At 42.7% G+C, this 23,347-nt stretch carries 26 protein-coding genes and 2 tRNA genes; 12 read left to right on the plus strand and 16 right to left on the minus strand.

The genetic code is table 11. The annotated features are described in order from the left end of the window. Window position 1 precedes the first annotated feature (1 nt). The 9 genes from Q4574_RS09350 to Q4574_RS09390 all read left to right on the plus strand — a co-directional run bounded on the left by Q4574_RS09350 (window position 2) and on the right by Q4574_RS09390 (window position 6,413). A tRNA-Glu gene (locus tag Q4574_RS09350) sits at window positions 2–77 on the plus strand. A 223-nt stretch (window positions 78–300) separates the two neighbouring features. Then, window positions 301–376: transfer RNA gene (locus tag Q4574_RS09355), tRNA-Glu, on the plus strand. Between the two features lie 228 nt (window positions 377–604). Then, entirely contained in the window at window positions 605–1,405 is an 801-nt protein-coding gene (locus tag Q4574_RS09360; protein WP_303473800.1) for a YiiX/YebB-like N1pC/P60 family cysteine hydrolase, read from the plus strand. Window positions 1,406–1,417: 12 nt separating this feature from the next. After that, window positions 1,418–1,711, plus strand: a complete 294-nt coding sequence (locus Q4574_RS09365) for a DUF1272 domain-containing protein (protein WP_303473801.1) — start codon at window positions 1,418–1,420, stop codon at window positions 1,709–1,711. Window positions 1,712–1,743: 32 nt separating this feature from the next. After that, window positions 1,744–1,947, plus strand: a complete 204-nt coding sequence (locus tag Q4574_RS09370) for a DUF1289 domain-containing protein (RefSeq protein WP_303473802.1) — start codon at window positions 1,744–1,746, stop codon at window positions 1,945–1,947. 59 nt (window positions 1,948–2,006) lie between these two features. After that, complete coding sequence (locus Q4574_RS09375; protein ID WP_303473803.1) at window positions 2,007–2,936, plus strand: tRNA-dihydrouridine synthase; 930 nt, start codon at window positions 2,007–2,009, stop codon at window positions 2,934–2,936. A gap of 54 nt (window positions 2,937–2,990) precedes the next feature. Further along, complete coding sequence (locus Q4574_RS09380) at window positions 2,991–3,527, plus strand: YaeQ family protein (RefSeq protein ID WP_303473804.1); 537 nt, start codon at window positions 2,991–2,993, stop codon at window positions 3,525–3,527. 181 nt (window positions 3,528–3,708) lie between these two features. Next, window positions 3,709–5,118: an amidohydrolase gene (locus Q4574_RS09385; RefSeq protein ID WP_303473805.1), complete on the plus strand. Its 1,410-nt coding sequence runs from the start codon at window positions 3,709–3,711 to the stop codon at window positions 5,116–5,118. Then, window positions 5,115–6,413, plus strand: coding sequence for an amidohydrolase family protein (locus Q4574_RS09390; RefSeq protein ID WP_368411640.1), 1,299 nt, complete (start codon window positions 5,115–5,117; stop codon window positions 6,411–6,413). Before Q4574_RS09385 ends, Q4574_RS09390 begins: the two co-directional genes overlap by 4 nt. Before the next feature lie 84 nt (window positions 6,414–6,497). On the opposite strand, the gene Q4574_RS09395 is transcribed toward Q4574_RS09390, so the two are convergent. Together Q4574_RS09395 and Q4574_RS09400 are read right to left on the minus strand one after the other, a co-directional pair. Continuing rightward, window positions 6,498–6,680 carry a hypothetical protein gene (locus tag Q4574_RS09395; RefSeq protein ID WP_303473806.1) on the minus strand — a complete coding sequence of 61 codons (183 nt, stop codon included), beginning with the start codon at window positions 6,678–6,680 and terminating at the stop codon, window positions 6,498–6,500. Between the two features lie 78 nt (window positions 6,681–6,758). Next, complete coding sequence (locus Q4574_RS09400; RefSeq protein WP_303473807.1) at window positions 6,759–7,415, minus strand: arylesterase; 657 nt, start codon at window positions 7,413–7,415, stop codon at window positions 6,759–6,761. Between the two features lie 22 nt (window positions 7,416–7,437). Here Q4574_RS09400 and Q4574_RS09405 point away from each other — a divergent pair, with 22 nt between their 5' ends. Then, entirely contained in the window at window positions 7,438–8,142 is a 705-nt protein-coding gene (locus Q4574_RS09405) for an ABC transporter ATP-binding protein (RefSeq protein ID WP_303474062.1), read from the plus strand. Window positions 8,143–8,144: 2 nt separating this feature from the next. After that, on the plus strand, window positions 8,145–10,661 hold the full coding sequence (locus Q4574_RS09410; RefSeq protein ID WP_303473808.1) for an ABC transporter permease: 2,517 nt from the start codon (window positions 8,145–8,147) through the stop codon (window positions 10,659–10,661). 81 nt (window positions 10,662–10,742) lie between these two features. Here the strand turns inward: Q4574_RS09410 and folX are convergent, their stop codons facing one another. Beyond that, window positions 10,743–11,108 (minus strand): dihydroneopterin triphosphate 2'-epimerase, encoded by a 366-nt coding sequence (folX, locus tag Q4574_RS09415; protein WP_303473809.1) that lies wholly within the window; start codon window positions 11,106–11,108, stop codon window positions 10,743–10,745. Between the two features lie 111 nt (window positions 11,109–11,219). Between folX and Q4574_RS09420 the strand changes: the two genes are divergently transcribed. Then, window positions 11,220–12,293 (plus strand): AI-2E family transporter, encoded by a 1,074-nt coding sequence (locus Q4574_RS09420; protein ID WP_303473810.1) that lies wholly within the window; start codon window positions 11,220–11,222, stop codon window positions 12,291–12,293. Here Q4574_RS09420 and Q4574_RS09425 read toward each other — a convergent pair. The 13 genes from Q4574_RS09425 to Q4574_RS09485 form a co-directional block, all read right to left on the minus strand. Further along, window positions 12,274–13,599 (minus strand): ATP-binding protein, encoded by a 1,326-nt coding sequence (locus Q4574_RS09425; RefSeq protein ID WP_303473811.1) that lies wholly within the window; start codon window positions 13,597–13,599, stop codon window positions 12,274–12,276. The genes Q4574_RS09420 and Q4574_RS09425 overlap by 20 nt on opposite strands. Continuing rightward, window positions 13,596–14,270 carry a response regulator transcription factor gene (locus Q4574_RS09430; RefSeq protein ID WP_303473812.1) on the minus strand — a complete coding sequence of 225 codons (675 nt, stop codon included), beginning with the start codon at window positions 14,268–14,270 and terminating at the stop codon, window positions 13,596–13,598. Before Q4574_RS09430 ends, Q4574_RS09425 begins: the two co-directional genes overlap by 4 nt. Beyond that, the gene (locus Q4574_RS09435; protein WP_303474063.1) at window positions 14,270–14,545 is read right to left on the minus strand and encodes a PepSY domain-containing protein; all 276 of its coding nucleotides are present in this window, start codon (window positions 14,543–14,545) and stop codon (window positions 14,270–14,272) included. The genes Q4574_RS09430 and Q4574_RS09435 overlap by 1 nt, the downstream gene beginning before the upstream one ends. Window positions 14,546–14,591: 46 nt before the next feature. Next, window positions 14,592–15,101 (minus strand): glycine zipper 2TM domain-containing protein, encoded by a 510-nt coding sequence (locus tag Q4574_RS09440; protein WP_303473813.1) that lies wholly within the window; start codon window positions 15,099–15,101, stop codon window positions 14,592–14,594. Between the two features lie 94 nt (window positions 15,102–15,195). Beyond that, window positions 15,196–15,654, minus strand: coding sequence for a hypothetical protein (locus Q4574_RS09445; protein ID WP_303473814.1), 459 nt, complete (start codon window positions 15,652–15,654; stop codon window positions 15,196–15,198). Between the two features lie 131 nt (window positions 15,655–15,785). After that, window positions 15,786–16,208 carry an alternative ribosome rescue aminoacyl-tRNA hydrolase ArfB gene (gene arfB, locus Q4574_RS09450; RefSeq protein WP_303473815.1) on the minus strand — a complete coding sequence of 141 codons (423 nt, stop codon included), beginning with the start codon at window positions 16,206–16,208 and terminating at the stop codon, window positions 15,786–15,788. A gap of 10 nt (window positions 16,209–16,218) precedes the next feature. Continuing rightward, the gene (locus tag Q4574_RS09455; protein ID WP_303473816.1) at window positions 16,219–16,518 is read right to left on the minus strand and encodes a YciI family protein; all 300 of its coding nucleotides are present in this window, start codon (window positions 16,516–16,518) and stop codon (window positions 16,219–16,221) included. A gap of 25 nt (window positions 16,519–16,543) precedes the next feature. Beyond that, window positions 16,544–17,350, minus strand: coding sequence for a tryptophan synthase subunit alpha (gene trpA / locus Q4574_RS09460; RefSeq protein ID WP_303473817.1), 807 nt, complete (start codon window positions 17,348–17,350; stop codon window positions 16,544–16,546). After that, window positions 17,347–18,528, minus strand: a complete 1,182-nt coding sequence (gene trpB, locus Q4574_RS09465; RefSeq protein ID WP_303473818.1) for a tryptophan synthase subunit beta — start codon at window positions 18,526–18,528, stop codon at window positions 17,347–17,349. The genes trpA and trpB overlap by 4 nt, the downstream gene beginning before the upstream one ends. Before the next feature lie 97 nt (window positions 18,529–18,625). Then, entirely contained in the window at window positions 18,626–20,008 is a 1,383-nt protein-coding gene (gene trpCF, locus Q4574_RS09470; RefSeq protein WP_303473819.1) for a bifunctional indole-3-glycerol-phosphate synthase TrpC/phosphoribosylanthranilate isomerase TrpF, read from the minus strand. Continuing rightward, on the minus strand, window positions 20,009–21,037 hold the full coding sequence (gene trpD / locus Q4574_RS09475; RefSeq protein ID WP_303473820.1) for an anthranilate phosphoribosyltransferase: 1,029 nt from the start codon (window positions 21,035–21,037) through the stop codon (window positions 20,009–20,011). Between the two features lie 2 nt (window positions 21,038–21,039). Then, a complete protein-coding gene (locus tag Q4574_RS09480) occupies window positions 21,040–21,642 on the minus strand; it encodes an aminodeoxychorismate/anthranilate synthase component II (RefSeq protein WP_303473821.1) in 603 nt (200 codons plus the stop codon). Next, complete coding sequence (locus Q4574_RS09485) at window positions 21,639–23,237, minus strand: anthranilate synthase component 1 (RefSeq protein WP_303473822.1); 1,599 nt, start codon at window positions 23,235–23,237, stop codon at window positions 21,639–21,641. The genes Q4574_RS09480 and Q4574_RS09485 overlap by 4 nt, the downstream gene beginning before the upstream one ends. Between the last annotated feature and the right edge of the window lie 110 nt (window positions 23,238–23,347).

The following is a 23,347-nucleotide window of genomic DNA, read 5'->3' on the forward strand; positions in this document are numbered from 1 at the left end:
TGTCCCCATCGTCTAGAGGCCTAGGACACCGCCCTTTCACGGCGGTAACAGGGGTTCGAATCCCCTTGGGGACGCCATTTTAAACAGAATACAGGATGTATTCAGTGGCCGGAAACGGCAACAAGGAACGCTTAATTCACACTCCTGGGCGAATTAAGTAAATAGTAAAGATAGAAAATTGTTTTTGTAAGGTTCGTTATAGTTATAGGACGGTTCACCATCCTATAATGTCGCTCCTCTCGCAGGCTCGACTCGCCTTACAGAAATTTATCGAAGCTTGCTTCGATAGGCAAAATTTCTGTCCCCATCGTCTAGAGGCCTAGGACACCGCCCTTTCACGGCGGTAACAGGGGTTCGAATCCCCTTGGGGACGCCAATTAGAAAAACCGCACTTTTTAGTGCGGTTTTTTTATGTCTGAAACATAAAAGTGGAATTGTCTACAGATGGCAATGGATATCGTTGTTATGGTTAAACTTATCTAGCTAGTGCTGCAACCTAAGGCTGGTCCATATCTATGTCTTCTTATTCAACTGTATGGCTTATTTGCACAAACATCTTAGCTGTTGCATATTAGGTGCTATTCGAACTTATTGGTAATTAGCATTGAATCCATTGACTTGGATAGGCGATAAAATAGCGCACTTTTTACAAAAGCCTAGCCCAACTTATCAAAGTGAAACCACGTGTGAACCTGAAGCTTTAATTCAAACCTTAAAAAAAGGTGATGTACTGCTAATCGATGGCGTAAGCCGAGTCAGCACCGCAATTAAATATTTAACCCAATCAACTTGGTCACACGCGACCCTTTGTATTAGCGATCAATACCAAGTTGAAAATCCAGATATGACTAAAGTACAGCTACTTGAAGCGGATGTGGTGGAAGGGGTTAGGGTAGTCAATATCCAAGAATACGTGCAGCAAGGTACGAGAATTTGTCGACCTGTCGGCCTGAATCCAGAGGATATCGAAAAAGTAATTAACTATGGGCAGCAACGCATTGGCCATCAGTATGACACTAAAAATATTTTTGATTTAGCCCGATATTTAATTCAGACACCGCCTGTGCCTGTGGGCTGGCGTCGGGAAATGCTGTCGTTAGGGAGCGGCGATCCCACCAGAGCAATTTGTTCTTCTTTGTTGGCCGAAGGTTTTCAATCAATTGGCTATCCAATTTTACCGCAAAAGGTAAAGCCGGCTGCTAGTCGCGCCCGTGAATCTAAAATAAAGCACTTCTTCCAATCAAGACACCCTACTTTATTTGTCCCTAAAGACTTTGACATATCTCCTTACTTTGCCATTATAAAACCAACTATCGAACAACATTTTGACCCTTACACCTTTAATTGGGATTCCAACACTAAGGTAAAGCAAGAAAAACAACCGTCTATTGTTAAAACGGATTAACTGGAGAGCGAGATGCTTGAGCTTCGACCCAATTGTGAATGGTGCGATAAAGATTTACCGCCGGATAGTGAGGAGGCGTGTATTTGTACTTACGAATGCACCTTTTGTCAAAGCTGTGTTGATACCGTGCTAGAGAATGTTTGCCCTAATTGTGGTGGCGGTTTTAGCCCCAGGCCCATCAGACCTGCTAGCGCTTTTCGCGCGGGAGTGAGCTTGCAAAATCATCCGGCTTCTACTAAACGAGTATTCAGTCCGTACACCATCGAAGAAATAGCAGCGTTTCGTCAATCGGTTCTTGCGAAATAAACTAGACTGAATAAATAGGCTAAATCGACTAGATGAAATTGCAACCTCACAAAATAGACTCGCCATGCATTCGCAATTGTTGTTTAGATCAAGATGACGTTTGTGTTGGATGTTACCGCAGTCTTCAAGAAATTTTGGACTGGGGCAGTGCAGACGATGAGCGAAAAGTGAATATATTGATGGATTCTGAAATCCGCAAAAATCAACGAAACAAATTCTCAAATAACAGATCATAAAACGGCCATTCTTGCTACAATCCGCGACTTTGTGAAGCCCTTTAATTTAATTAGTTGAAATGAAAATAGTGTTAGCGCCTATGGAAGGCGTCGTAGATCATCTCATGCGCGATATGCTCACACAAGTTGGTGGGTTTGATTCTTGCGTAACTGAATTTGTGCGTGTCGTGGATCAACTTTTGCCTAATAAAGTGTTCTACCGTCTTTGTCCCGAATTGCATCACAGTGGATTAACACCTTCCGGTGTGCCAGTCAAAGTACAATTGTTAGGCCAAGAACCTAATTGGTTGGCAGAAAATGCCGTTAGAGCCACTGAATTAGGTTCTCATGGTGTGGATTTGAATTTTGGTTGTCCAGCTAAAACGGTAAATAAAAGCAAAGGAGGGGCTGTTCTTCTCAAAGAGCCTGAGGCGTTATTTAACATAGTGTCAGCTGTGCGTAGAGCGGTCCCAGCAGAACATCAAGTGACCGCTAAAATGCGTCTCGGTTTTGAAGATAAATCTTTAGCCATTGAAAATGCTCAGGCGATTGAATCTGCCGGAGCTAATAGCTTAGCCATACATGCGCGAACCAAAACGGAAGGGTATAAGCCGCCTGCGTATTGGGAGTGGATTGGCAAAATACGCCAGCAAACGCAAATTCCAATTATTGCAAATGGAGAAATTTGGACAAAGGCTGATGCGCTGCTTTGTCAACAGCGCTCTCAGTGTCATGACATTATGTTAGGGCGCGGGGCATTAGCCATGCCTAATTTGGCGCAAGTGATTCGCCATGACACAACAGAAATGAATTGGGACGAGGTGAAAGCCTTGCTGTTAACTTATTCTGGATACGAAATATTTGGTGATAAGGGGCGATATTATCCGAATAGGATAAAACAATGGTTAGGCTATTTAAAAGTGCAGTATCCACAGGCACAAGATTTATTTTTACGTATTCGTTCTTTGACTCGCTCTGCAGACATTGTGGCCGTTTTGCAGCAACCCTAATAACCTAACGTCTGAAAGGACAGGTTTTTCAACAACAATCACAGGTGATTTGAGATGGCATTGAAGCCAACAATCTATAAATTTCGTATTTCGTTAGCTGATATGGATAGGCATCATTATGATAATTTGAATTTAATCGTTGCCCAACATCCATCGGAAACAACCCAACGTATGATGGCTAGAATAGTCGCCTTTTGTATAAATGCTCGACAAGGTCTTGAGTTAACCAAAGGCTTGAGCGAAACCGCTGAACCGGACATCTGGATTAAAGAGGCAAATGACGATATTAGTCTATGGATCGAAATAGGCGAGCCAGATGTTGAAAGAATCAAAAAAGCGACGCGTTTAGCGACTAATGTCATTGTCTATAGTTTTAACACAAAGTCTGATGTGTGGTGGCAACAATCAGCTGCAAAATTTAAGCAGTTAAATGCTAAGTTTTATCGATTTGATTGGCAGCATATTTGCCAGTTAAGTGAGTTAATTGAAAGAACCATGGACATGACAGTTACCATTTCCGATCAATCTGCGTTTATCGCTAGCAACTTAGGTGAATGCGAAGTTCCATGGGATGAATTGCAAGGGGGATAATTGCAGTATCGTTCACAACTGTTATATTTAATTCTACCAAAATCCATTTTGCCTTTTGCTCTTCTGTTTTTTGAATTGGGCGGATAAGAGGGGGGGGAGATGGATTTTACCATTCGTTATTCATAAAAATTAGAAAATAAGAATAAAAATAAGTAAACGAACATACTTACGGCAGGAAATCATGAAAATACTATCTACATACGCAGGGATGTCCCTTAGCGTTTTGGCTGGCGTGTTTTTGGCTGGTTGTGACGCAGAACAACCTGAAAAAGAGCCCCCGGTAACCTTGAATAAAAACCCATTCCCAAGCACTTATCAAGCCATGGAAAGTGAACCGACGTTAATTACTAATGTGCACATCCTTGATGGGATTGGCGGTTACATTGAGTCTGGCTCGGTTTTTATTAGCGACGGCAAAATACAAGCCATTGGCAAATCGGTTAGTGTACCAAATGGCACCAAAACAATTGATGGAAAAGGCCAGTGGGTCACCCCAGGCATTATTGATGTGCACAGTCATCTTGGTGTATATGCCACGCCTGATACTGCATCCCACTCCGATGGTAATGAAATGACCGATCCTGTTACCGCGCAAGCTTGGGCTGAACACTCTATTTGGCCACAGGATCCAGGATTTCATCGTGCCCTTATGGGGGGCGTCACCAGTTTACAAATTCTACCTGGGTCCGCTAACTTAGTAGGCGGCAGAGCAGTCACGGTTAAAAACGTGCCTAATCGAGTGATCCAAGATATGAAATTTCCCGGCGCTCCTTATGGTATGAAGATGGCCTGTGGTGAAAACCCAAAACGTGTGTACGGTAAAAGAGGTGGCCCCGGAACACGTATGGGTAATGTCGCTGGCTATCGTCAAGCTTGGGCGGATGCACAAGATTATAAAAATAAATGGGATCGCTATTACGCCGAGTACGATCAAGGGAAAGATCCTAAAGTACCCAAAAGAGATTTAAAATTAGAAACGTTAGCTGGCGTACTAGACGGTGAAATCATCGTTCATATGCATTGTTACCGCGCTGATGACATGGGCACAATGCTTGATGTAATGAAAGAGTTTAATTATCAAATTGGCTCATTCCATCATGCTGTTGAATCATACAAAATCGCAGATCGTTTAAAAGAAAACAACGTTTGTTCATCAATGTGGGCCGATTGGTGGGGCTTTAAAATGGAAGCTTATGATGGCATTCAGGAGAATATTCCAATGGTTCACGCCGCAGGGGCTTGTGCCATAGTGCATTCTGATGACGATAAAGGTATTCAACGTTTAAACCAAGAAGCAGCAAAAGCTTGGGGAAATGGTAAACGTGTTGGCATTGAAATTTCACAAGCGGATGCGTGGCAGTGGTTATCTGCTAATCCTGCTAAATCATTGGGAATATTTGATCAAACTGGTTCTCTTGAGGTAGGTAAAAATGCTGATTTAGTGCTCTGGAGTGCGGATCCGTTTTCTACTTATGCGAAAACCGTCAATGTCTACATCGATGGAGCCCTTGCATTTGATCGCAATGATCCTAGCAGTTGGCCAGTCAGTGATTTTGAGTTAGGGCAGCCAGGTGAAGGAGATAGCAAATGATTAACTTACAAAAATTACGTTCATTGGCAGTACTGGCTGTTGCTTTAAATGGCCTGTTTTCAGCTTCGGCCGGTGCAAAAAATATTGCTATCGTCGATGCAACAGTTCATACCATGACAGAGCAGGGCACCTTAACCAATGCCACCGTTTTAATTAGTAACGGCAAAATTCAAACTATCCTAACGGAAACGCCTGCGTTGACTGGCTACGATATTATTGATGGTAAAGGTAAAGTTGTGACGCCTGGCTTAATTGGCGCTTACACCTCGTTAGGTTTAGTCGAAGTGAGTTCGTCGGCAGGTACTGTAGACAGCAGTGCTTCTGCTAATGCAATCAGCAATATAGGGGCTGCGTACGACGTATCTTACGCCATTAATCCCAACTCGTCGCTATTGGCTATTTCTCGTATCGAAGGGGTGACCTCTGCTGCTACTAGTATGAATAGAACTGGTCAGTTGTTCCAAGGGCAAGGGGCAATTATCACCCTTGCAGAGGGAATGACACCGCTTATGAAAAAAGCGGCGTTTGTTTCAACGGGGGTTGATAATGATGCTGCTGATGACATTGGCGGCAGCCGTGCTTCCCTATGGGTTGCCTTGGAACGAGCCTTGGATGAGGCAAGCTATGTCGATGGCAAAACCTTTACTCCGCAATCTCCATGGTACGGAATGAGTAGCCTTGAAGATGCTAGAGCCTTAGTTCCGGTTATTCAAGGGGATACTCCACTGATGATTGCTGCTCATCGGGAAGCCGACCTTTTACAAATAATCGCATTGAAAGAGCGTCACCCTAAGCTGGATATTGTGGTGTTATATGCCACTGAAGGTTGGAAAGTTGCTGATCAGCTCGCGGCAGCGAATATTTCAGTTATTTTGAACCCAGAGTCGAATTTGCCCTATGAATTCGATCAATTAGCGGCCACGATGGAAAATGCAGGTCGATTACAAAAAGCCGGTGTAACCATCGCGATTGGCATGAGCACCCACAATATTCGTTTAGCGACTCAGCATGCCGGTAATGCCGTATCCCACGGTCTGCCATACACCGCCGGACTTGCAGCGCTAACCATTAATCCCGCTAAGATATTGGGAATTGACAATAAAGTGGGAAGCCTGAGCAAAGGCAAACAGGCTGATTTAGTGGTCTGGTCTGGTGATCCTCTGGAAGTGGCAGAAGGCGCAGAAGTGGTCATTATTAATGGTGAACTCGTTGATATGACCTCACGTCAAACAAAGCTGCGTGATAGGTATTTACAGCCTGCTAGCGGCAAAAGCGTGCATTACATTAGACCATAGGGGTTGTTGGTAACAAAAAACCGAGCTGTTAAAAGGCTCGGTTTTTTTTCGTCAGTTTTACTTTACTTATAAAGCCATTGACCACTAAGCTTGGGTATTGATCACTGAACCCACTCGCGAATTTGGCGTAGGGTTGTTGTCAGTTGATGATGATGATTGCGACGGCGATTCAAGCTCAACTTGTCGCTGTTGAGTGTCAACTTGTCGCCCTTGCTGTTGTTGGCTTACTTGCGCCACTGCACTGCTAGATGAAGAACCTACTTCCATTTTTATACTCCTCGTTGCCGAAACCTATCATCAATATAGTACAAAAAATATCAGCATGCACATTCAATCAACATTGGGTTATTTAATCCATTGTTCTAATTGTTGTTGCATATAATCGGCAATCATCGGCTGCGCTTCTAGGTTAGGGTGGATGCCATCTTTTTGCATCAGTGATTTGTCTAAAGCAATTTCCTGTAAAAAGAAGGGTATTAAAGGTAACTCATTTTGAACGGATAGCTCAGTGAACATGCCCGTGAACATTTGGTTATACCGGCGTCCGTAATTCGTTGGAATTTGCATTTGTTGTAATATAACTGCTATGCCTTGCTGTTTAGCAGTATCAATCATTGCTTGAATATTGGTTTGCATTTTTTTTACTGGATGACCTTGCAATCCGTCATTCCCACCCAATTCAATGTATAAATGGGTGGGAGAGTGCTGTTCGAGCAATCTAGGTAGCCGTGCCAGGGCACCGTCAGTGGTTTCACCGCTAATTGCAGCGTTTACAACGTTTATACCTTGGTTTTGCCAAGCATTTTGTAACAAACTAACCCAACCTTGTTCTTGCGTTAGCCCATAAGCTGCGCTTAAGCTATCGCCCAATACCAGTATTTTTACCGGTTCTGGACCCTCTGCTTGTTGAGCGTGTAAGTGATCCGAAATACTCAGTAAAAGTATAACTATTAACCCAATATTGAACAGACGACTTCTGTTTCTTTTAAACCATAAGTGCACTATGACAACAACTCCAAATGTAATGATAGAAACTAAAAATATCACCAAAGTAGTAACTACGAGCGAAGGTGAACTTCAGATCCTTCAACCAATTAGTTTTAAAGTCAAGGCTGGTGAGTCAGTTGCTATTATCGGTGCGTCGGGCTCCGGTAAATCCACACTATTGAGTTTATTGGCAGGATTGGACCAGGTGACTGAAGGCGAGATTTTCTTAGGGGGATCACCTTTGCACTCTATGGATGAAGAACAAAGAGCTAGGCTGCGTGGCGAAAAAGTTGGGTTTATTTTTCAAAGTTTCATGTTAGTTCAGAGTTTAACGGCCCTTGAAAATATTATGCTACCGGCTGAAATAGCTGGCTTAGATAATGCCAAACAACTTGGACAAGATATTCTTGAACAAGTGGGTTTAGCCCACCGTGGTAACCATTATCCTAATCAATTATCGGGTGGAGAGCAGCAACGTGTGGCCATTGCTCGGGCATTTATTACTAAACCTAAAATTCTATTTGCCGACGAACCAACCGGTAACTTGGATGCTGCTAACAGTGAAAAAGTTGAGTCATTGTTATTTGAATTAAATAGAGATTCTGACACAACCTTAGTGTTGGTTACCCATGATCCTATTTTGGCCAAACAGTGTCAGCGTCAACTTAATATGCAAGGGGGCGTATTGACGGATGTTACCTCCACAGACGCACAATCAGCCCAACAGCAGCAGGCTAGTTAAGCATGAAATATGGATTTAATTTAGCTTGGCGATTGTTCAAGCACGAAGCGAAACGAGGCGAACTCACTATTATATTGTTTGCCATTATTTTATCCGTGGCAGCGGTCTTGTCTCTTTCCTTATTTAGTGAACGGCTGCAAGGTGCATTAACCGCAAAATCAGCTGAGTTTATTGCTGCCGATAGACTATTGGAGTCTGACAAACCGGTCGATCCTAGCTGGATTTCAAAAGCCAAAGAGATGGGGTTAGATACTACCCAACAAGTTTACGCCCGCTCTATGGTGTTTGGTAACGAACAAATGACCTTAACCAGTCTGCGAGCCGCTGATGATGGTTACCCTTTGAAAGGCCAATTAAAAACCTCAACAGAGGCTTTCGGCTTAGGCGAAGTGACCAAACAATTACCCGCTACAGGAGAAGTGTGGGCGGAGTCACTGTTGCTACAGAAACTAGCTTTAAAACTTGGAGACAAAATTGAAGTAGGAGATAAAGAATTTACTTTAACCCGGGTGATAACCGATGTTCCTGATTCTGGCTTTAGTGTGTTTGGCGGCAATCCCAAGGTGCTGATTGGCCTGCAAGACTTAGCCGCTACACATATTACCGGTCCCGGCAGTAGAGTAGACTACACCTACTTTTTTGTAGGTAACAGTGCTGATTTAGATGATTATTATGATTGGTTACGCCCACAATTAAATCGCGAAATTCACTCTTGGCAATCGGTTGAGGATGATGACTCTCGATTGGGACGCTCTGTGGGCAGGGCCGAACAGTATTTTTTACTTGCTAGTTTGTTGGCAATTGTATTGGCTGCGGTATCGATTGCTGTTGCAGCACAGCGTTATAGCCAACGTCATTACGATCCCGTGGCGATCATGAAAACCTTAGGGGCAAGTAAACAGTTAGTTCAACGCATCTACTTGTATCAAATATCCTTTATCACCCTGTTAGGGATTGTATTAGGCTCTATCGCTGGCTTCATCATTCAGCAATTGGTGGTTTTAGCCATTGCCGATAAAGTCAATGTGTCTATTGATGTGTGGCATTGGCGACCTCTGATCATTGCGGTCTTCACCGGCATGATCTGTGCGGTGTTATTCTCTCTTTATCCGTTATTAAAGTTATTTTCGGTACCTCCTCTGCGAGTCCTTAGACGGGATTTAGGCGCGGGTATGAGTTCCCGTGTATTGCAGTTTGCTGCCACGGGCTCAGCCATTTTGTTGCTCATGTGGGCCTACAGCCAGAATTTACAAATTAGCTTAATTTTATTTGTGTCTGGTATCGTTTTAGTTTGTGCGTTGTTAGCTATCACGTATGGGCTTATTGCACTGGGTAGAAAGCTCGGGCAGGGCAAAATGGGAGCATGGCAACTAGCTTGGGCTCGAATCAAACGGCGAGCCATGGACAACAGTGTGCAGCTGATCAGCTTTTCCGTGACCATTATGTTGTTGCTTGTGGTTTTGGTTATGCGTAACGACATGGTGTCACAATGGCGGGACCAACTGCCCGAAGGCACTCCCAACTATTTCATGTCAAATATTACCGAGCAACAACGACCAGGTTTAGAACAACATTTTACTCAATTAGGTGTTGAAACTGATGTTTTTTATCCTGTTGTGCGGGCAAGATTTGTATCCATTAATGGCGAAAAAATACGTACCGAAATTAGTAAAGAAGACGAAGAACAAAAAGACAGTGGGCGCAATGGCCTTGGTCGAGAAGCAAACCTAACTTGGAGTGACACACTTCAAAATGAGAATGAAATTGTTGCTGGAAAGTGGTTAGATGAATGGCAAACAGGTGACGAATATGGGGTATCTGTTGAAGAACGATTGGCTGATAGGTTAAATATAAAACTAGATGACAAACTGACATTTAATATTGGTAGTGAAGTGGTGAGTGTAACTGTCACTAGCCTGCGCAGTGTAAACTGGCAAACCATGCAACCGAATTTCTTTTTTGTGTTGCAGCCAGAAGCGATGCAAGGATATCTACCTACCTACATCACCAGTTTTCACGTTCCTACCCAAGATAAAGCAAAAATTGCCCAACTGATGCAGCCATTTTCCAGCGTTACGCTATTTGATGTAGACGCGAGAATTAATCAATTAAGAGACATAGTCGATCAGGTGTCAGTGGCGGTTGAGTTTATTTTAGTCTTGGTGCTAATTGCGGGTTCCTTGGTCTTAATTGCACAAGTTCAGGCTAGCATGGATGAACGTCAACAAGAGTTGGCAATTTTACGTACCTTAGGGGCTAAGGGCAGCTTAATACGCGCCAGTGTGATTTACGAGTTTTTGATTATTGGCTCAGTGGCAGGTTTGATGGCAGCATTCGCTAATGAACTGACGCTTTATCTGTTGCAGTCACAAATATTTGAAATGCAGGGTAAATTACATTTTGAGTATTGGATTATTGCACCCCTTGTTGGAGCGGTCACAGTGGGATTGCTGGGTGCTGCAGGATGTTGGCGATTATTGGCATTGAATACCAGTCAGTTGTTGCGAAAAATGGTGTGATAACCTCATCCTTTGCCGTTACTAAAAAAGGGCTTCTATAGCCCTTTTTTAGTTATTTATTACCCAGTTGACCTTTGTTTTTTATTCTTTTGTGCAGGATAGACACAGGGAAACAGAGTCCGAAAAACGCAAGGCATGGGGCTTATCTACTTCCGCCTCGGCATAAATCACCCAAGGGTGCTCGGCGGCAATTTCAAGTACATCAGAGGTCAATTTTTCCAATAAAGAAAAGCGGTTGTCTTCAACCAATTTGATAATGCGTTTGGTGATGGTTTTATAATTTAACGCATCTTCCATATCATCTGAGCCAGTGGCTTGTTCGGCATTATAGTGAATCTTAACATTTACGATAACGTCTTGTTTGTTCACTATTTCGTCTTCATTAATACCAATATAAGTGCGTAACCTTAGGTTTTTAATTCTGATAGTGGCTGGATTCAGCTTCATTTATTGTTACTTCCTTTAAAATCGCGAAATGTTGTTTAATCGTTGTGTTTTCAATAAGGCTATTATCTGCTAGTTTGTCAGCCAACATCAAATAATCCAATGTGAATCTGTATGGAAACTAAGTCGCCCACTGCGATTAAAGCAATATTAGTATTAGCCTGTGTTGTCATTATTTTAGCGGGAATTAAATCCGCCAGTACAATCGTAGTGCCTTTTTTGTTATCAATTTTTATTGCTATGGCATGTCATCCAATCATCCATTGGGCATCTAAATATAGGGTGCCTCGTTGGTTGTCAGTCATACTAGTGATACTGCTCATTGTTATTTTTGGATTTATGTTAGCAGGTTTAGTGGGTAACTCCATGGCTGAATTTCGAGAAAACATTCCCCAATACAAACAACAATTAAGTGATGAGTTAGTTTGGGTTACGAGTAAGCTTGAGAGTCTTTTCAGTATAGAGGTCAATAGTGACTTGTTGGTTTCTTACTTAGATCCAGGAATAGCCATGAGTATGGCAACCAATATACTGACCAGCTTTGGAAGTGTATTGACTAATTTTTTACTGATCATACTTACTGTTGTGTTTATGTTATTCGAAGCCGATTCTGTACCTAAGAAAGTACATATTGCCCTTGATGATCCTTCTATGAAAATTCAACAAATCGATAAATTTTTAGTTTCGGTTAAGAATTACTTGGTGATCAAAACCATTGTGAGTATCGGTACAGGAACCGTTATTGGCATTTGGTTATATTTCTTAGGGCTTGATCACTTTATGTTGTGGGCAGTGTTGGCGTTTCTATTAAACTACATTCCAAACATCGGATCTATTATTGCGGCTGTACCTGCAGTGCTGCTCGCATTTGTACAATTAGGTCCTGGGGTGGCGGGACTCACTGCCATTGGCTATGTGGTTACCAATACTGTGATGGGGAATGTGGTTGAGCCAAGATTTCTAGGTAGAGGCTTAGGATTATCAACCTTAGTGGTGTTTTTATCATTAATTTTCTGGGGCTGGTTATTAGGCACTGTGGGGATGCTGTTATCTGTGCCCTTAACCATGATCGTAAAAATAGCGTTAGAGTCTAATGAAGACAGTCGTTGGATTGCCATTTTACTCGATAGTGAAGATATTCCCGAAGAACAACAAGAATCCGAAGAGCTTAATCAGGCACCTGAGTAAAGGTCATTTCAATTCTGGCTCCACCTAGAGTGGAGTTAGTAATTTCCATTTTTCCATGGTAGGCAGAGATTAAATCGGTTACCACAGCCATACCAATACCTTGTCCTTCTTGATAGCTGTCTAATCGTTTTCCTCGATGTAGAAGCGCTTGCCGGTGTTGCGGTTCAATTCCCTTACCGTCATCTTCAACCGTTATACGCAATAGTTTATTAGTGTGTTGTGCAGAGACAATCACTTTTGACTTTGCCGCTTTGCAGGCGTTATCCATTAAATTCCCAAGTAATTCCAGTAAATCCGTTTGATCGCCTCTAAATAGGCAATTTTCTGCTATCTGCGTACTAATTGTTAAACCCTTGTCAGCGTGGACTTTATTCATAGCAGCCTGCAATTTTTGTACAATCACTGACACTGAAACGGCTTGTTCCCAACCACTGCCAGCTCCGGCGACGGCACGTTTTAATTGGCGTTGAATGATATTATCTATTTGCGATAAAGGTTCACGGGCGGATGAGGGTAAATTAGGATTACCTGTTAGCACTGCTAGAGGAGTCTTTAAGCTATGAGCCAGATCACTAAGACTATTTTTATAGCGACTGCGCTGTTGCTGTTCGGTGTCGAGTAAATGGTTGATACTGCTCTTTAATTTTTCCAACTCAGGAGGATAGGTTTGTTGTAAGCGTTCAATATCACCTTCTTCGGTCTTTTTAATTTGTCGAATGAGCGCATTGATTGGACTTAACGCCATATTTAAACTGGCTATGAGTACAATTAACAATAGTAGCGCTAAAAAGCCAAGCCAATACCAAAGGGTATTTGAAAAGGTATCTCGTTCTTTTTCAAACGTGAGTTGATCTTGCACGATAAAAAAACTGACTGGAACATAATCAATATCGCCTTCAAATTCAGCAGTATAGGAATACAGAAAATAATCGGAGTGCAAGCTAAATTCGGTTAAAAATATTTCTTTACCAATAATGGGCGCATCTAACTTGGGTTGTTCAGACCAGTTTAAAGTGGATAACGATTGCCACACAATGTCATTGTTTATTTTGATAAATGCGTACAATCCAGAGCCAGGAATGTTGAGTTTGTCATTGAAGAGTTGTTCTGGCATTTCCGGTTCACCTTCGACCATTTCGAACTCAGAAATAAGGGTGAGGCTTTGGACACGCAGTTGTTCAAGCATGGATTGGCTAAGACTATCCGTATAGGCTTGTTCTAACGTCATTGCGCCTAAGGGAATAAAAAGTAGCAGTGCCAACAGGGCTGCAGCAAAACTTCTTAGGCGCAGAGATAACTTTATCATAACTCTCGATTAATTCGGTAGCCACGTCCCCGTAAAGTCTCTATGGGTTTGTATTGATTTTGTGGATCTAGTTTTTTACGTAATCGACCAACAAATACTTCAATGACATTGCTGTCTAAATCAAAATCCTGATCATAAATATGTTCGGTCAATTCAGTTTTAGACACCACTTTTTGCGGATTGAGAAAAAGGTACTCCAAAACCTTATATTCGTAGGCCGTTAGCTCCAGAGATTGGCCGTCAACCATCACTTCTTCGGCCGTTGTATCCAAGCTTATAGGGCCTTTTTCTATTAACGGATTGGCCTGGCCAGATGAGCGACGAATAAGGGCTTTTGCTCTGGCCAAGAGTTCTTCGTTATGAAACGGCTTGGTGAGATAATCATCGGCGCCAGCGTCAAGGCCTTCTACTTTTTCTTGCCACCGATCCCGTGCAGTTAAAATAAGAATTGGGCAAATCACATTGTTCTTTCTGGCATTTTTTATGACATCAAAACCATCTATGACGGGTAGTCCAATATCCACAATAGCAAGGTCATAAGGGTGCTCGGCCAGTAAATAACTGGCTTTAGCGCCATCATCGGCTAAATCGACGCTATAGCCATGCTGTTGCAGTAACTGATCTAATTGAGTTAACAGCCTACTATCGTCTTCAACTACAAGAATACGCATTATTTATCTCTACTACGTTGTTTGGTTATTTTACCTGAGCGTTTATCGACATCGACAGTGACGACCCGTCCGGTTTTTTGTAACACCTTTACCTTGTAGGTATTTTTGCTTTGGTTAACACGCAATACGCGGCCTCTAACCTTTTGCAACACTTTTTCTGCGGCTTGGGCTTTATCAATGCTGCTGTTTGATTTTTCTTGAGCTGACACTTGCCCGCCGAAACTAAGGGCAAATGCCATCAACAAGAAAATCACGTTACGTCTAATGAGCACAATCAAAATGGGTTCCTGACTCGTTGGCGTTTAGTTAATGACAAAAAGTTTAATGTCTTTTCGGTGAAACCGTAACCCTGACTTTCACTGTATCACCTGGATGCGAACGCATAAAGGTCTCATAGGCTGCACCTCGATAACGATATTTTACGTCATAACCTTTGATTTTTCTTACTTTTTTTGAGGTTTGGTAAACTGTCTCACAGTGTTGAGTAACAGAGGTAGAGTACTGGGGCCCTTGGGCATGATTTCCAATTGCACCGCCTATCACAGCCCCTGCAATAGTGCTGCTTCGATTGTCGCCAATTACATTGCCGATAACGCCTCCAATCACCGCTCCTGCGACAGTTGAGTGAACACGTTGATGATTATTGTTGTTGTATCTAACCGTGCGTTTAACAGGATAGCATTGCTGCACAGGTTGTTTAACCGACGTGTATTGATAAACAGGGTTAACCTTAACGACTTTTGCATAGTCATAGCGACTATCGGCTAACGCTTGGGTAGCAGTAAAACCAAACAATAGAGTGGCAATTGAAATGCTTTTTAAATTTAACATTAGGTCTCTCCTTTAAAATCTTAGGTTCATAATAGGAGAGGCTAACTGAACTATAACTGAACTAATCCTTATCCTTAAGTTAAGTTTTGTGGTTTTACACTGACTGACTATTGCCTTTTTGTAGGGGATTCACGCAAGTAGCTGAAATCGTGCTGCTTCTGTTGTTGGTATAAATGTGAATTTCTAAATCCATATTTCTTAACTTGTACCACAGTTCTAGCTTGTCCGCACTTGGGCAAATAATTTGTTGTAGATACTGTTGTTGCACGTTTTTGGCTAAATCGAGTTTTTGTGGAATTTTAATGAACGCTCTTACTTCACCAAAAGAGGTATTCGATCCCTGATAGTGCCAATCTCCCAAATGTAATGCTGAGTAGAAGGTTCGGTCCACGGTTTCCAGTGTTTGTGGATCTGCTTGATAGCTGTCTTTATCGGCAAATCGTACAATTTTCATGGAGAAAAGTTGGTTACAAGCAGAAATACTCAAGAGGATCACACACAGTAACGCAGCTCGTTTAACTAATTTAAGTGTAAATTTACCTGTTTGTTTCATTAACCAAGCCCCCGTTGTTACACAGGATATCGGCGTCGATATAAAAACCTTGAATGGGGTGAGAGGCTAAGTAATTGCTTTGTGTATATTAACCTAGGGTTAGCTATGTAGGAGAGACTGACACTTGAGGCTTAATCGAAGTTGACCTTTTTTCGCAAAGATTTGGTTTTTCCTGCTTTTTTCTTGCTTTCTACCCGTCTAATTTGTGATGACTTGGTGGGTTTAGTGGCGCGTCTAGGTTTAGGTTTTTCACCGGCTTTCTTAATAATTTCAATTAAACGGGTAATGGCGTCTTCGCGGTTTTGCTCTTGAGTACGGTAATTTTGCGCCTTTATTACTAGAATGCCGTCGTTGGTAATACGGCTGTCATTGCTGTTGAGTAAACTTGTTTTGTAGAACTCTGGCAATGTAGAGGCGTTAACGTCAAAACGTAAATGAATTGCACTGGAGACCTTATTGACGTTTTGGCCGCCAGCACCTTGGGCACGAATAGCACTCATTTCAAACTGATCGTCAGATATGCTCAGATGTTCTGTAATGTCGATTCGTGCCATGCTTTTTTACCTAGGGTAATGTTTGTGAAAACGGTTTAACCACCACATTTTTAAACACGCCAGCGCCAATGTAGGGGTCTGTATCTGCCCATTGCTGGGCCGCGTCTAAACTATCAAATTCAGCGATGATCACGGAACCTGTGAATCCAGCTTCCCCTGGAGTCGGGCTATCTATGGCAGGGCAAGGACCTGCAACCACTAAACGGCCTTGTTGTTTAAGGGATTCTAGTCTTTCTAAATGGGCCGGGCGGACGCTTAGTCTAAGGGGCAAACTATTGGCTACGTCTTCTGCGTAAATCACATACAACATTGAATTATCCTTCTTATCAAATCTGTTATTTATGGGTAGCGGCTTTCATGTCAGCAACAAAGCTAGCAAGTTGTTCTAGCATTTTACTCGGGTTTTCGAGATTTTGTTCGATTATATTCACTGTGGCCGAACCCGAAATAGCACCGGCAGCACCCGCGGCAATGGCCTCTGAAACCTGTTCAGGTTTGGATATGCCAAAGCCCAATAAAGGCGGTGCAACTTGGTATTGGGTCAGCTTAGCGATTAATTCATCGGCTGGGATTGTGGCTGCAGTCTCTGCACCTGTCACACCGGCTCTGCCGAGTAGATAAGTGTAACCTGAGGACTTTTGACCAATCTCAGCTAAGGTTTCATCACTGGCGTTTGGCGGTGCTATTAGTATCTGATCAATATTATTACCCTTAGCGATGTCTATAAATCGTTGAGCTTCACGAAGGGGAACATCCGCGATAAGAATGGAATCAACACCAGCAGCGTTTGCGGCTTGATAAAATTCAGACAAGCCTTTTTTGATGACCAGGTTGCTATATAACAAAAGCCCAATGGGAACATCCGGAAATAGCTCGCGAATTTGTTTAATCACAGCAAAACAATCTGATGGCGTAATTTTATTATTCAGGGCGCGAATACTGGCTTTTTGAATCGTTGGACCATCGGCGATAGGATCAGAATAAGGAATTCCTAGTTCCAGGGCATCAGCACCACTTTCTACTAATGTTTTTATGATATTAAACGACGTTTCTTTGTCTGGATCACCAAGCATGACGAAGGGCACAAAGGCACCTTGATTATCTTTGTTTAGGCGTTCAAACATGTTGTTATAACGGCTCATTCTTGCTCTCCCAATATGTTATAAACGTGGGTTAAATCTTTATCACCCCGGCCAGATAAGTTCACCACTATGATGGTTTCCTCTTCTGCTTCATCTGCCATATTGAGGGCGTGGGCAAGGGCATGGGAAGACTCAAGGGCTGGAATAATCCCTTCTTTACGTGCTAATAACTGGAATGCATTTAGTGCTTCATCATCTGTCACTGCGGCGTATTCCGCACGACCAATGTCATGTAAGTGAGCATGTTGAGGGCCCACGGCAGGGTAATCTAAACCTGCAGAAACCGAATAGGATTCTTCAATCTGGCCGTCGTTATCTTGCATAATATAGCTGTATGCTCCGTGCAATACACCCTTGCTACCTGTGCATATGGCCGCACCGTGATCCGGTGTGTGGATCCCTTTACCGGCAGGTTCAACACCCACTAAGCGTACTTTGGGCTCATCAATAAAATCAGCAAACATACCGATGGCATTAGAGCCTCCACCTACGCAGGCGACAACCGCATCGGGTAAACGGCCTTCTTTTTCCATGATTTGAGCCCGGGTTTCTTCACCAATCATGCGATGAAACTCGCGAACTATGGTCGGGAAGGGGTGAGGTCCAGCTGCAGTGCCGAGCAAATAATGGGCTTTATCGTATGTTGCCGACCAATCACGCATGGCTTCATTTACCGCATCTTTTAAGGTACCTGAACCAGCATTTACGGGAATCACTTCCGCGCCCATTAAGCGCATCCGAAATACATTAGGTGCTTGACGTTCAACATCTTTTGCGCCCATGTAAATCCGCGCTTTTAACCCCATCAGTGCACAAGCTAATGCGGTTGCTACGCCGTGTTGTCCTGCGCCTGTTTCTGCGATAACTTCGGTTTTACCCATACGCTTAGTTAAAATAGCTTGGCCTAACACTTGGTTGGTTTTATGGGCCCCACCATGTAATAAGTCTTCACGCTTTAAATACAGTTTTACTTTGGGGTTGCTCACCAAATTTTTCGTCAGGGTCATGGAGGTTGGACGACCTGCATAGTCTTTGAGCAGACCATTGAACTCTTCTACGAAACTAGGATCATTCTGTGCGTCGATAAAGGCTTGTTCGAGTTGATCTAATGCTGGTATGAGCAATTCTGGTACATACATACCTCCATACTCGCCAAATTTACTGTCTAAGTGATTCATATTGCTCTCTTTTCTTTAATATCTGTTTAAGCTAATTAGTTGTCTATTGGCTATTGTTTAAAACTGGCTGAATTAAACCTCAATGCTGAGTTAAACTTCAGTAGCGGCGCAATAGATCAAATAATTGGCTAATCTTTTGCTGATCTTTAATGCCAGGGGCAGTTTCTACTCCTGAGTTTGCATCAAGTCCTAATACTTTTGTGGTTCGCGCTTGTTGAATGTTTTCAGGTTTCAGCCCGCCAGCTAACATCACATTATTGTTGTCTGGTAATTGGGATAACAGATGCCAATCAAATTGCTGGCCAGTGCCACCGGATTGCTCGCCCACCTTACAATCGAGTAAAAACCTATCAACAGATACTAAATCCATAACAGGTAACTCATCAGTGACGCCAAATGCTTTCCAAATTTCACAGTTAGGGGTTAATTGGGCACGTAAGTTATCAATAAAGCTCTGTTCTTCGTGTCCATGTAATTGAACTGCGGCTAAGTCTAATTGATGGGCATATTCCACTATCTTGTCGACTGTTTCGTCTACAAAGACCCCCACATAATGAAATGATGCACCGGCAACAATCTTTTTTGCTTGCTCAAGGGAAATTGCTCTGGGAGACTTTTCAGCAAAGATTAAACCTCCATAGGTTGCGCCACTGCTGGCAATAAACCGGGCATCCTCTACCTTTGTAATGCCGCATATTTTAACATCGCCATAAATCAGCTTTTTAACTGCACGGGTAACATCGACTTCTTCCATGACGGAACTGCCCACTAAAAAACCGTCAACCAGAGGGGCTAAACGACGGACATCTTTATTGCTATAAATACCAGACTCAGAAATCACAACGCATTCATGATCACTTTGTTTAATCAGTGGAACTAACTTTTCAGTGGTGGCTAAATTGGTACTCAAATCACGTAAATCACGATTATTGATACCAATGATTTTAGCACCTAAGGCTAAGGCTCTATGCACTTCTTCTTCATTACTGACTTCTGTCAAAACATCGAGTTGATAGTCATCGGCTAAGGCTGCAAGTTCAGCGTATTCTTGATCTTTGAGCACCGATAACATAAGTAGCACTGCATCGGCATTGTGATGTCGTGCTAAATATATTTGATAAGGATCCACAAAAAAATCTTTATTTAAAACGGGTTGGCTGACACGAGCTCGTACATATTCTAAATATTCAAATTTACCCTGAAAATACTTTTCATCGGTTAATACTGAAATACATGCTGCATATGGGCCGTAGGCTGCAATAATTTCATCAAGGTTGAAATCGTCGCGGATCAATCCTTTAGATGGAGAGGCTTTTTTGCATTCAAGTACATAACCTGCATTGGGCTGTGACAAGGCTTGATAAAAACTGCGATCCGACGGCGTTAACCCGTCTTTAAAGGACGACAGTGGCAGATCTAACTTGCGCTGCACCAATTCTTCACGTTTATTAGCGCATATTTTTTCTAGTACATTTGCCACTTATTGCCCTCCTTGTTGACTAATCTGGGCAGCCGCTAAAATAGTATTAAGAGGGAGTTTGGATTGCATGGCGTCTAGCGCCATTTTAGCCCCTTGTTCATAGGTGGATGCTAACCCTGTTAATTTCAATAGCGCAGCTGCATTCATGGCTACCGCAGATTGATGGGCGATCTGACCTTTGCCAGTTAATACGGCTTCTATCAGTGCCTTATTTTCTTCAGGCTCTCCCCCTTTAATGCTATCAAGGGAGTGCTCTTGCAGACCAAAATCAGCTGGCGTTAATGTGAATTGATTAATTTCTCCATTCTTAAGCTCGGCCACTTGAGAAGGACCGTGCAAGGCCAATTCGTCCAAGCCACTACCGTGAACCACAAGGGCGTCTTCATACCCTAACAATTTTAAGGTTTTAGCAAATGGCATTACCCATTCAGGGGCGTAGACACCTATCATCATATGACTGGGTTTCGCTGGGTTCGCTAAGGGTCCCAATAAATTAAACAAAGTTCGTGTTTTAAGGGTGGTTCTAACGGGCATCGCAAATCTAATTCCAGCATGGTAATTAGGAGCAAATAAGAAACATAAGTTGGCGTCATCCAAGCAGTTTCTTGCAGTCTGTGGGCTCATACCGAGATCCATACCAAATTCTCGAAACAAATCAGCGGAACCGGATTTACTTGATACACTGCGGTTGCCATGTTTTGCCACTTTTACCCCGCAACTGGCGGCAACAATAGCCGCTGCTGAGGAAATATTAATGGTATTGTGACCATCCCCGCCGGTTCCAACAATATCGGCAAAAGGATATTCAGGGCGAGGGAAGGGCGCGGCGTTATTGATTAACGCTGCTGCTGCGCCAGCAATTTCTGCAGGCTTTTCACCTTTTATTTTCAACGCGGTTAACATGGATGAAATCACGATGTCATCTAACTCACCCGTTACCACCAATGAAAATAATGCTTCGCAATCTTGCTGAGATAAATCTTGACCCTGGTATAACGATTCCAAGTGGGAAAGTGTATTGATAGTCATGTTTATGCCTTTTGCGTTAAATAACGAATACTTTGTTCAAGAAGTTGACTGCCATGGGATGTCAAAATGGATTCAGGGTGAAATTGGAAGCCCAACATTCTATCGGCAGGATGATACACACACATGGGAATACCTTCAAAGTTGGCAATCACTTTTAATTCAGTGGGAATGTCACTCACAACTAGCGAATGATAGCGCGCCACCGGCAGTGGGTTTGATAAACCAGCGAAAAGAGCACTATTGTCATGTTGAATATAAGACGCTTTGCCATGCATAACTTGTTCTGCTCTTACGACCTGTCCACCGTAAGATTTGACAATGGCTTGATGTCCTAAACAAATTCCCAAGACTGGGAATTGCCCTTTGATTAACCCAATCAGCTCAAGCAAACAGCCCGCTTGTGACGGTTCACCTGGTCCAGGTGATAACAAGAGTAGCACTTCTGAATCTTGTGCTTTTTGTTGCATCTGAGCATAGATCAATTGGGCCGAAACCGAATTTCGATAAATGATTAAATTCATTCCCATAGTGCGAAGTTCATCTACGAGGTTGTAGGTAAAGGAATCATAGTTATCTAGTAGGAAAACACTAACTGGACGACTCATAAATTGTTCTCCTTGGCATGGGAGCTAATAATCGCGGTGATCACCGCTTGTGCTTTTCCGCGAGTTTCATCTGCTTCAGATTGGGGATCAGAATCGTAAACCACGCCAGCGCCAGCTTGAATATAGGCAATATCGTTTTTGACAAATGCAGAACGAATAACAATGCAGGTATCCATGTCGCCATGACCGTTTATATACCCTACGGCGCCACCATAACTACCTCGACGCTTTTTCTCTACTTCTCGTATTAGCGATGCGGCACTGACTTTAGGCGCACCCACTAAGGTGCCCATGTTCATACAAGCTGCATAAGCGTGTAAGGCATCTAAGTCATCTCTTAATTGGCCGACAACTCGGCTGACCAAATGCATTACATGGGAATATCGATCAACTTTAAGCAAGTCTTTTACGAAGCGAGTACCAGGTTGAGACACTTTAGCCACGTCATTTCGTGCTAAATCCACTAGCATCAAATGTTCTGCTTTTTCTTTTTGATCTTCGCGAAGGTTAAGTTCAATGCGGCTATCCAAGTCCACATTGATACTGCCGTCTGTATGTTTTCCTCTAGGACGTGTACCGGCTATGGGATAAATTTCAATTTGATTGGACTGTTTATCGTATTTTAAAGCTGACTCAGGCGAGGCTCCAAACATACAAAAATCATCATCTTGCAGGAAAAACATATAAGGGCTTGGATTTTGTTTCTTTAAATTTGCATAGGCTGCATAAGGTGCGGTGCAAGGTAATTTGAAGGTACGAGAAGGAACAACTTGGAAAATATCTCCGGCCAGAATATGTTCTTTAAGGTTTAACACGTCCTGCTTGTATTCTTCATCGGATTTATCAACTTCCAACTTCATTGCAGTGGGCTCTGGTGCGGCTTGAACTGAATTGGTTTCGAGTTGGTTTAACTGACTAATGGTTTCTTCTAATTGTTGACTGACGGCAAAGTAGCTATTGCTTACATGTTGACCACTAAAGACGGTGCTGATAATTTCTGTGGTTTGTAGTTGGTGGTCTATTACCAGTAATGATTGGGCTAAATAGAACACAAAATCAGGACAAGTATTTTCGCTTTCTGGTACATCCGGCAAGGTTTCGAAGCTGGCCAGTAAATCGTAAGCGAATGCGCCGCCTAGGAATAAATTTTGCGGGTGTTGGCGCAAGCATTGAATATTTTTGATAATCAAACGTAGGGCATCAAACACCGCCGGTGCCTTTAATCGTGCGTCTTCATCAAGATTTGCATCAGGTAGGGAAAAGGTCAGGGTGAGGGCGTTATTTTTAGGGTCTGCTGTGGCGGTTACACCATCGGCAATATGTTCTTCAAACAACGGCAATACAGATATCCCATTGTCGTTTAGCCCTTGAATAAAAACGGAGTGACCATGACAGGTTAATTTTAATGCAGCGTCTAATAAGATTAAACTCTTTAAGTTATCTTTGCTGTCGATTTCTGCCGACTCAAGTAATAACGTATTTGTTTTATTGTGACATAACTGCTGATAGGCACTGAGTGGATCAGCTACGTAAGGTCCATGTTTAACAATGGTTTCGGCAATTCCGGGTTTTTCACTTAGTTGAGTTAAACTCATGTTTCACTTCTCAAGTTTGATTTTAATTTTAACGCGTTTGCGGGCAGATACGAAAAAGGCCCGATAAACGGGCCTCTTAATAATTATTTGCTCACACAAACACTCACAGC

Origin of the sequence: Aliiglaciecola sp. 3_MG-2023 (assembly GCF_030548205.1) — a bacterium.
In the GTDB taxonomy this organism is placed as follows: domain Bacteria; phylum Pseudomonadota; class Gammaproteobacteria; order Enterobacterales; family Alteromonadaceae; genus Aliiglaciecola.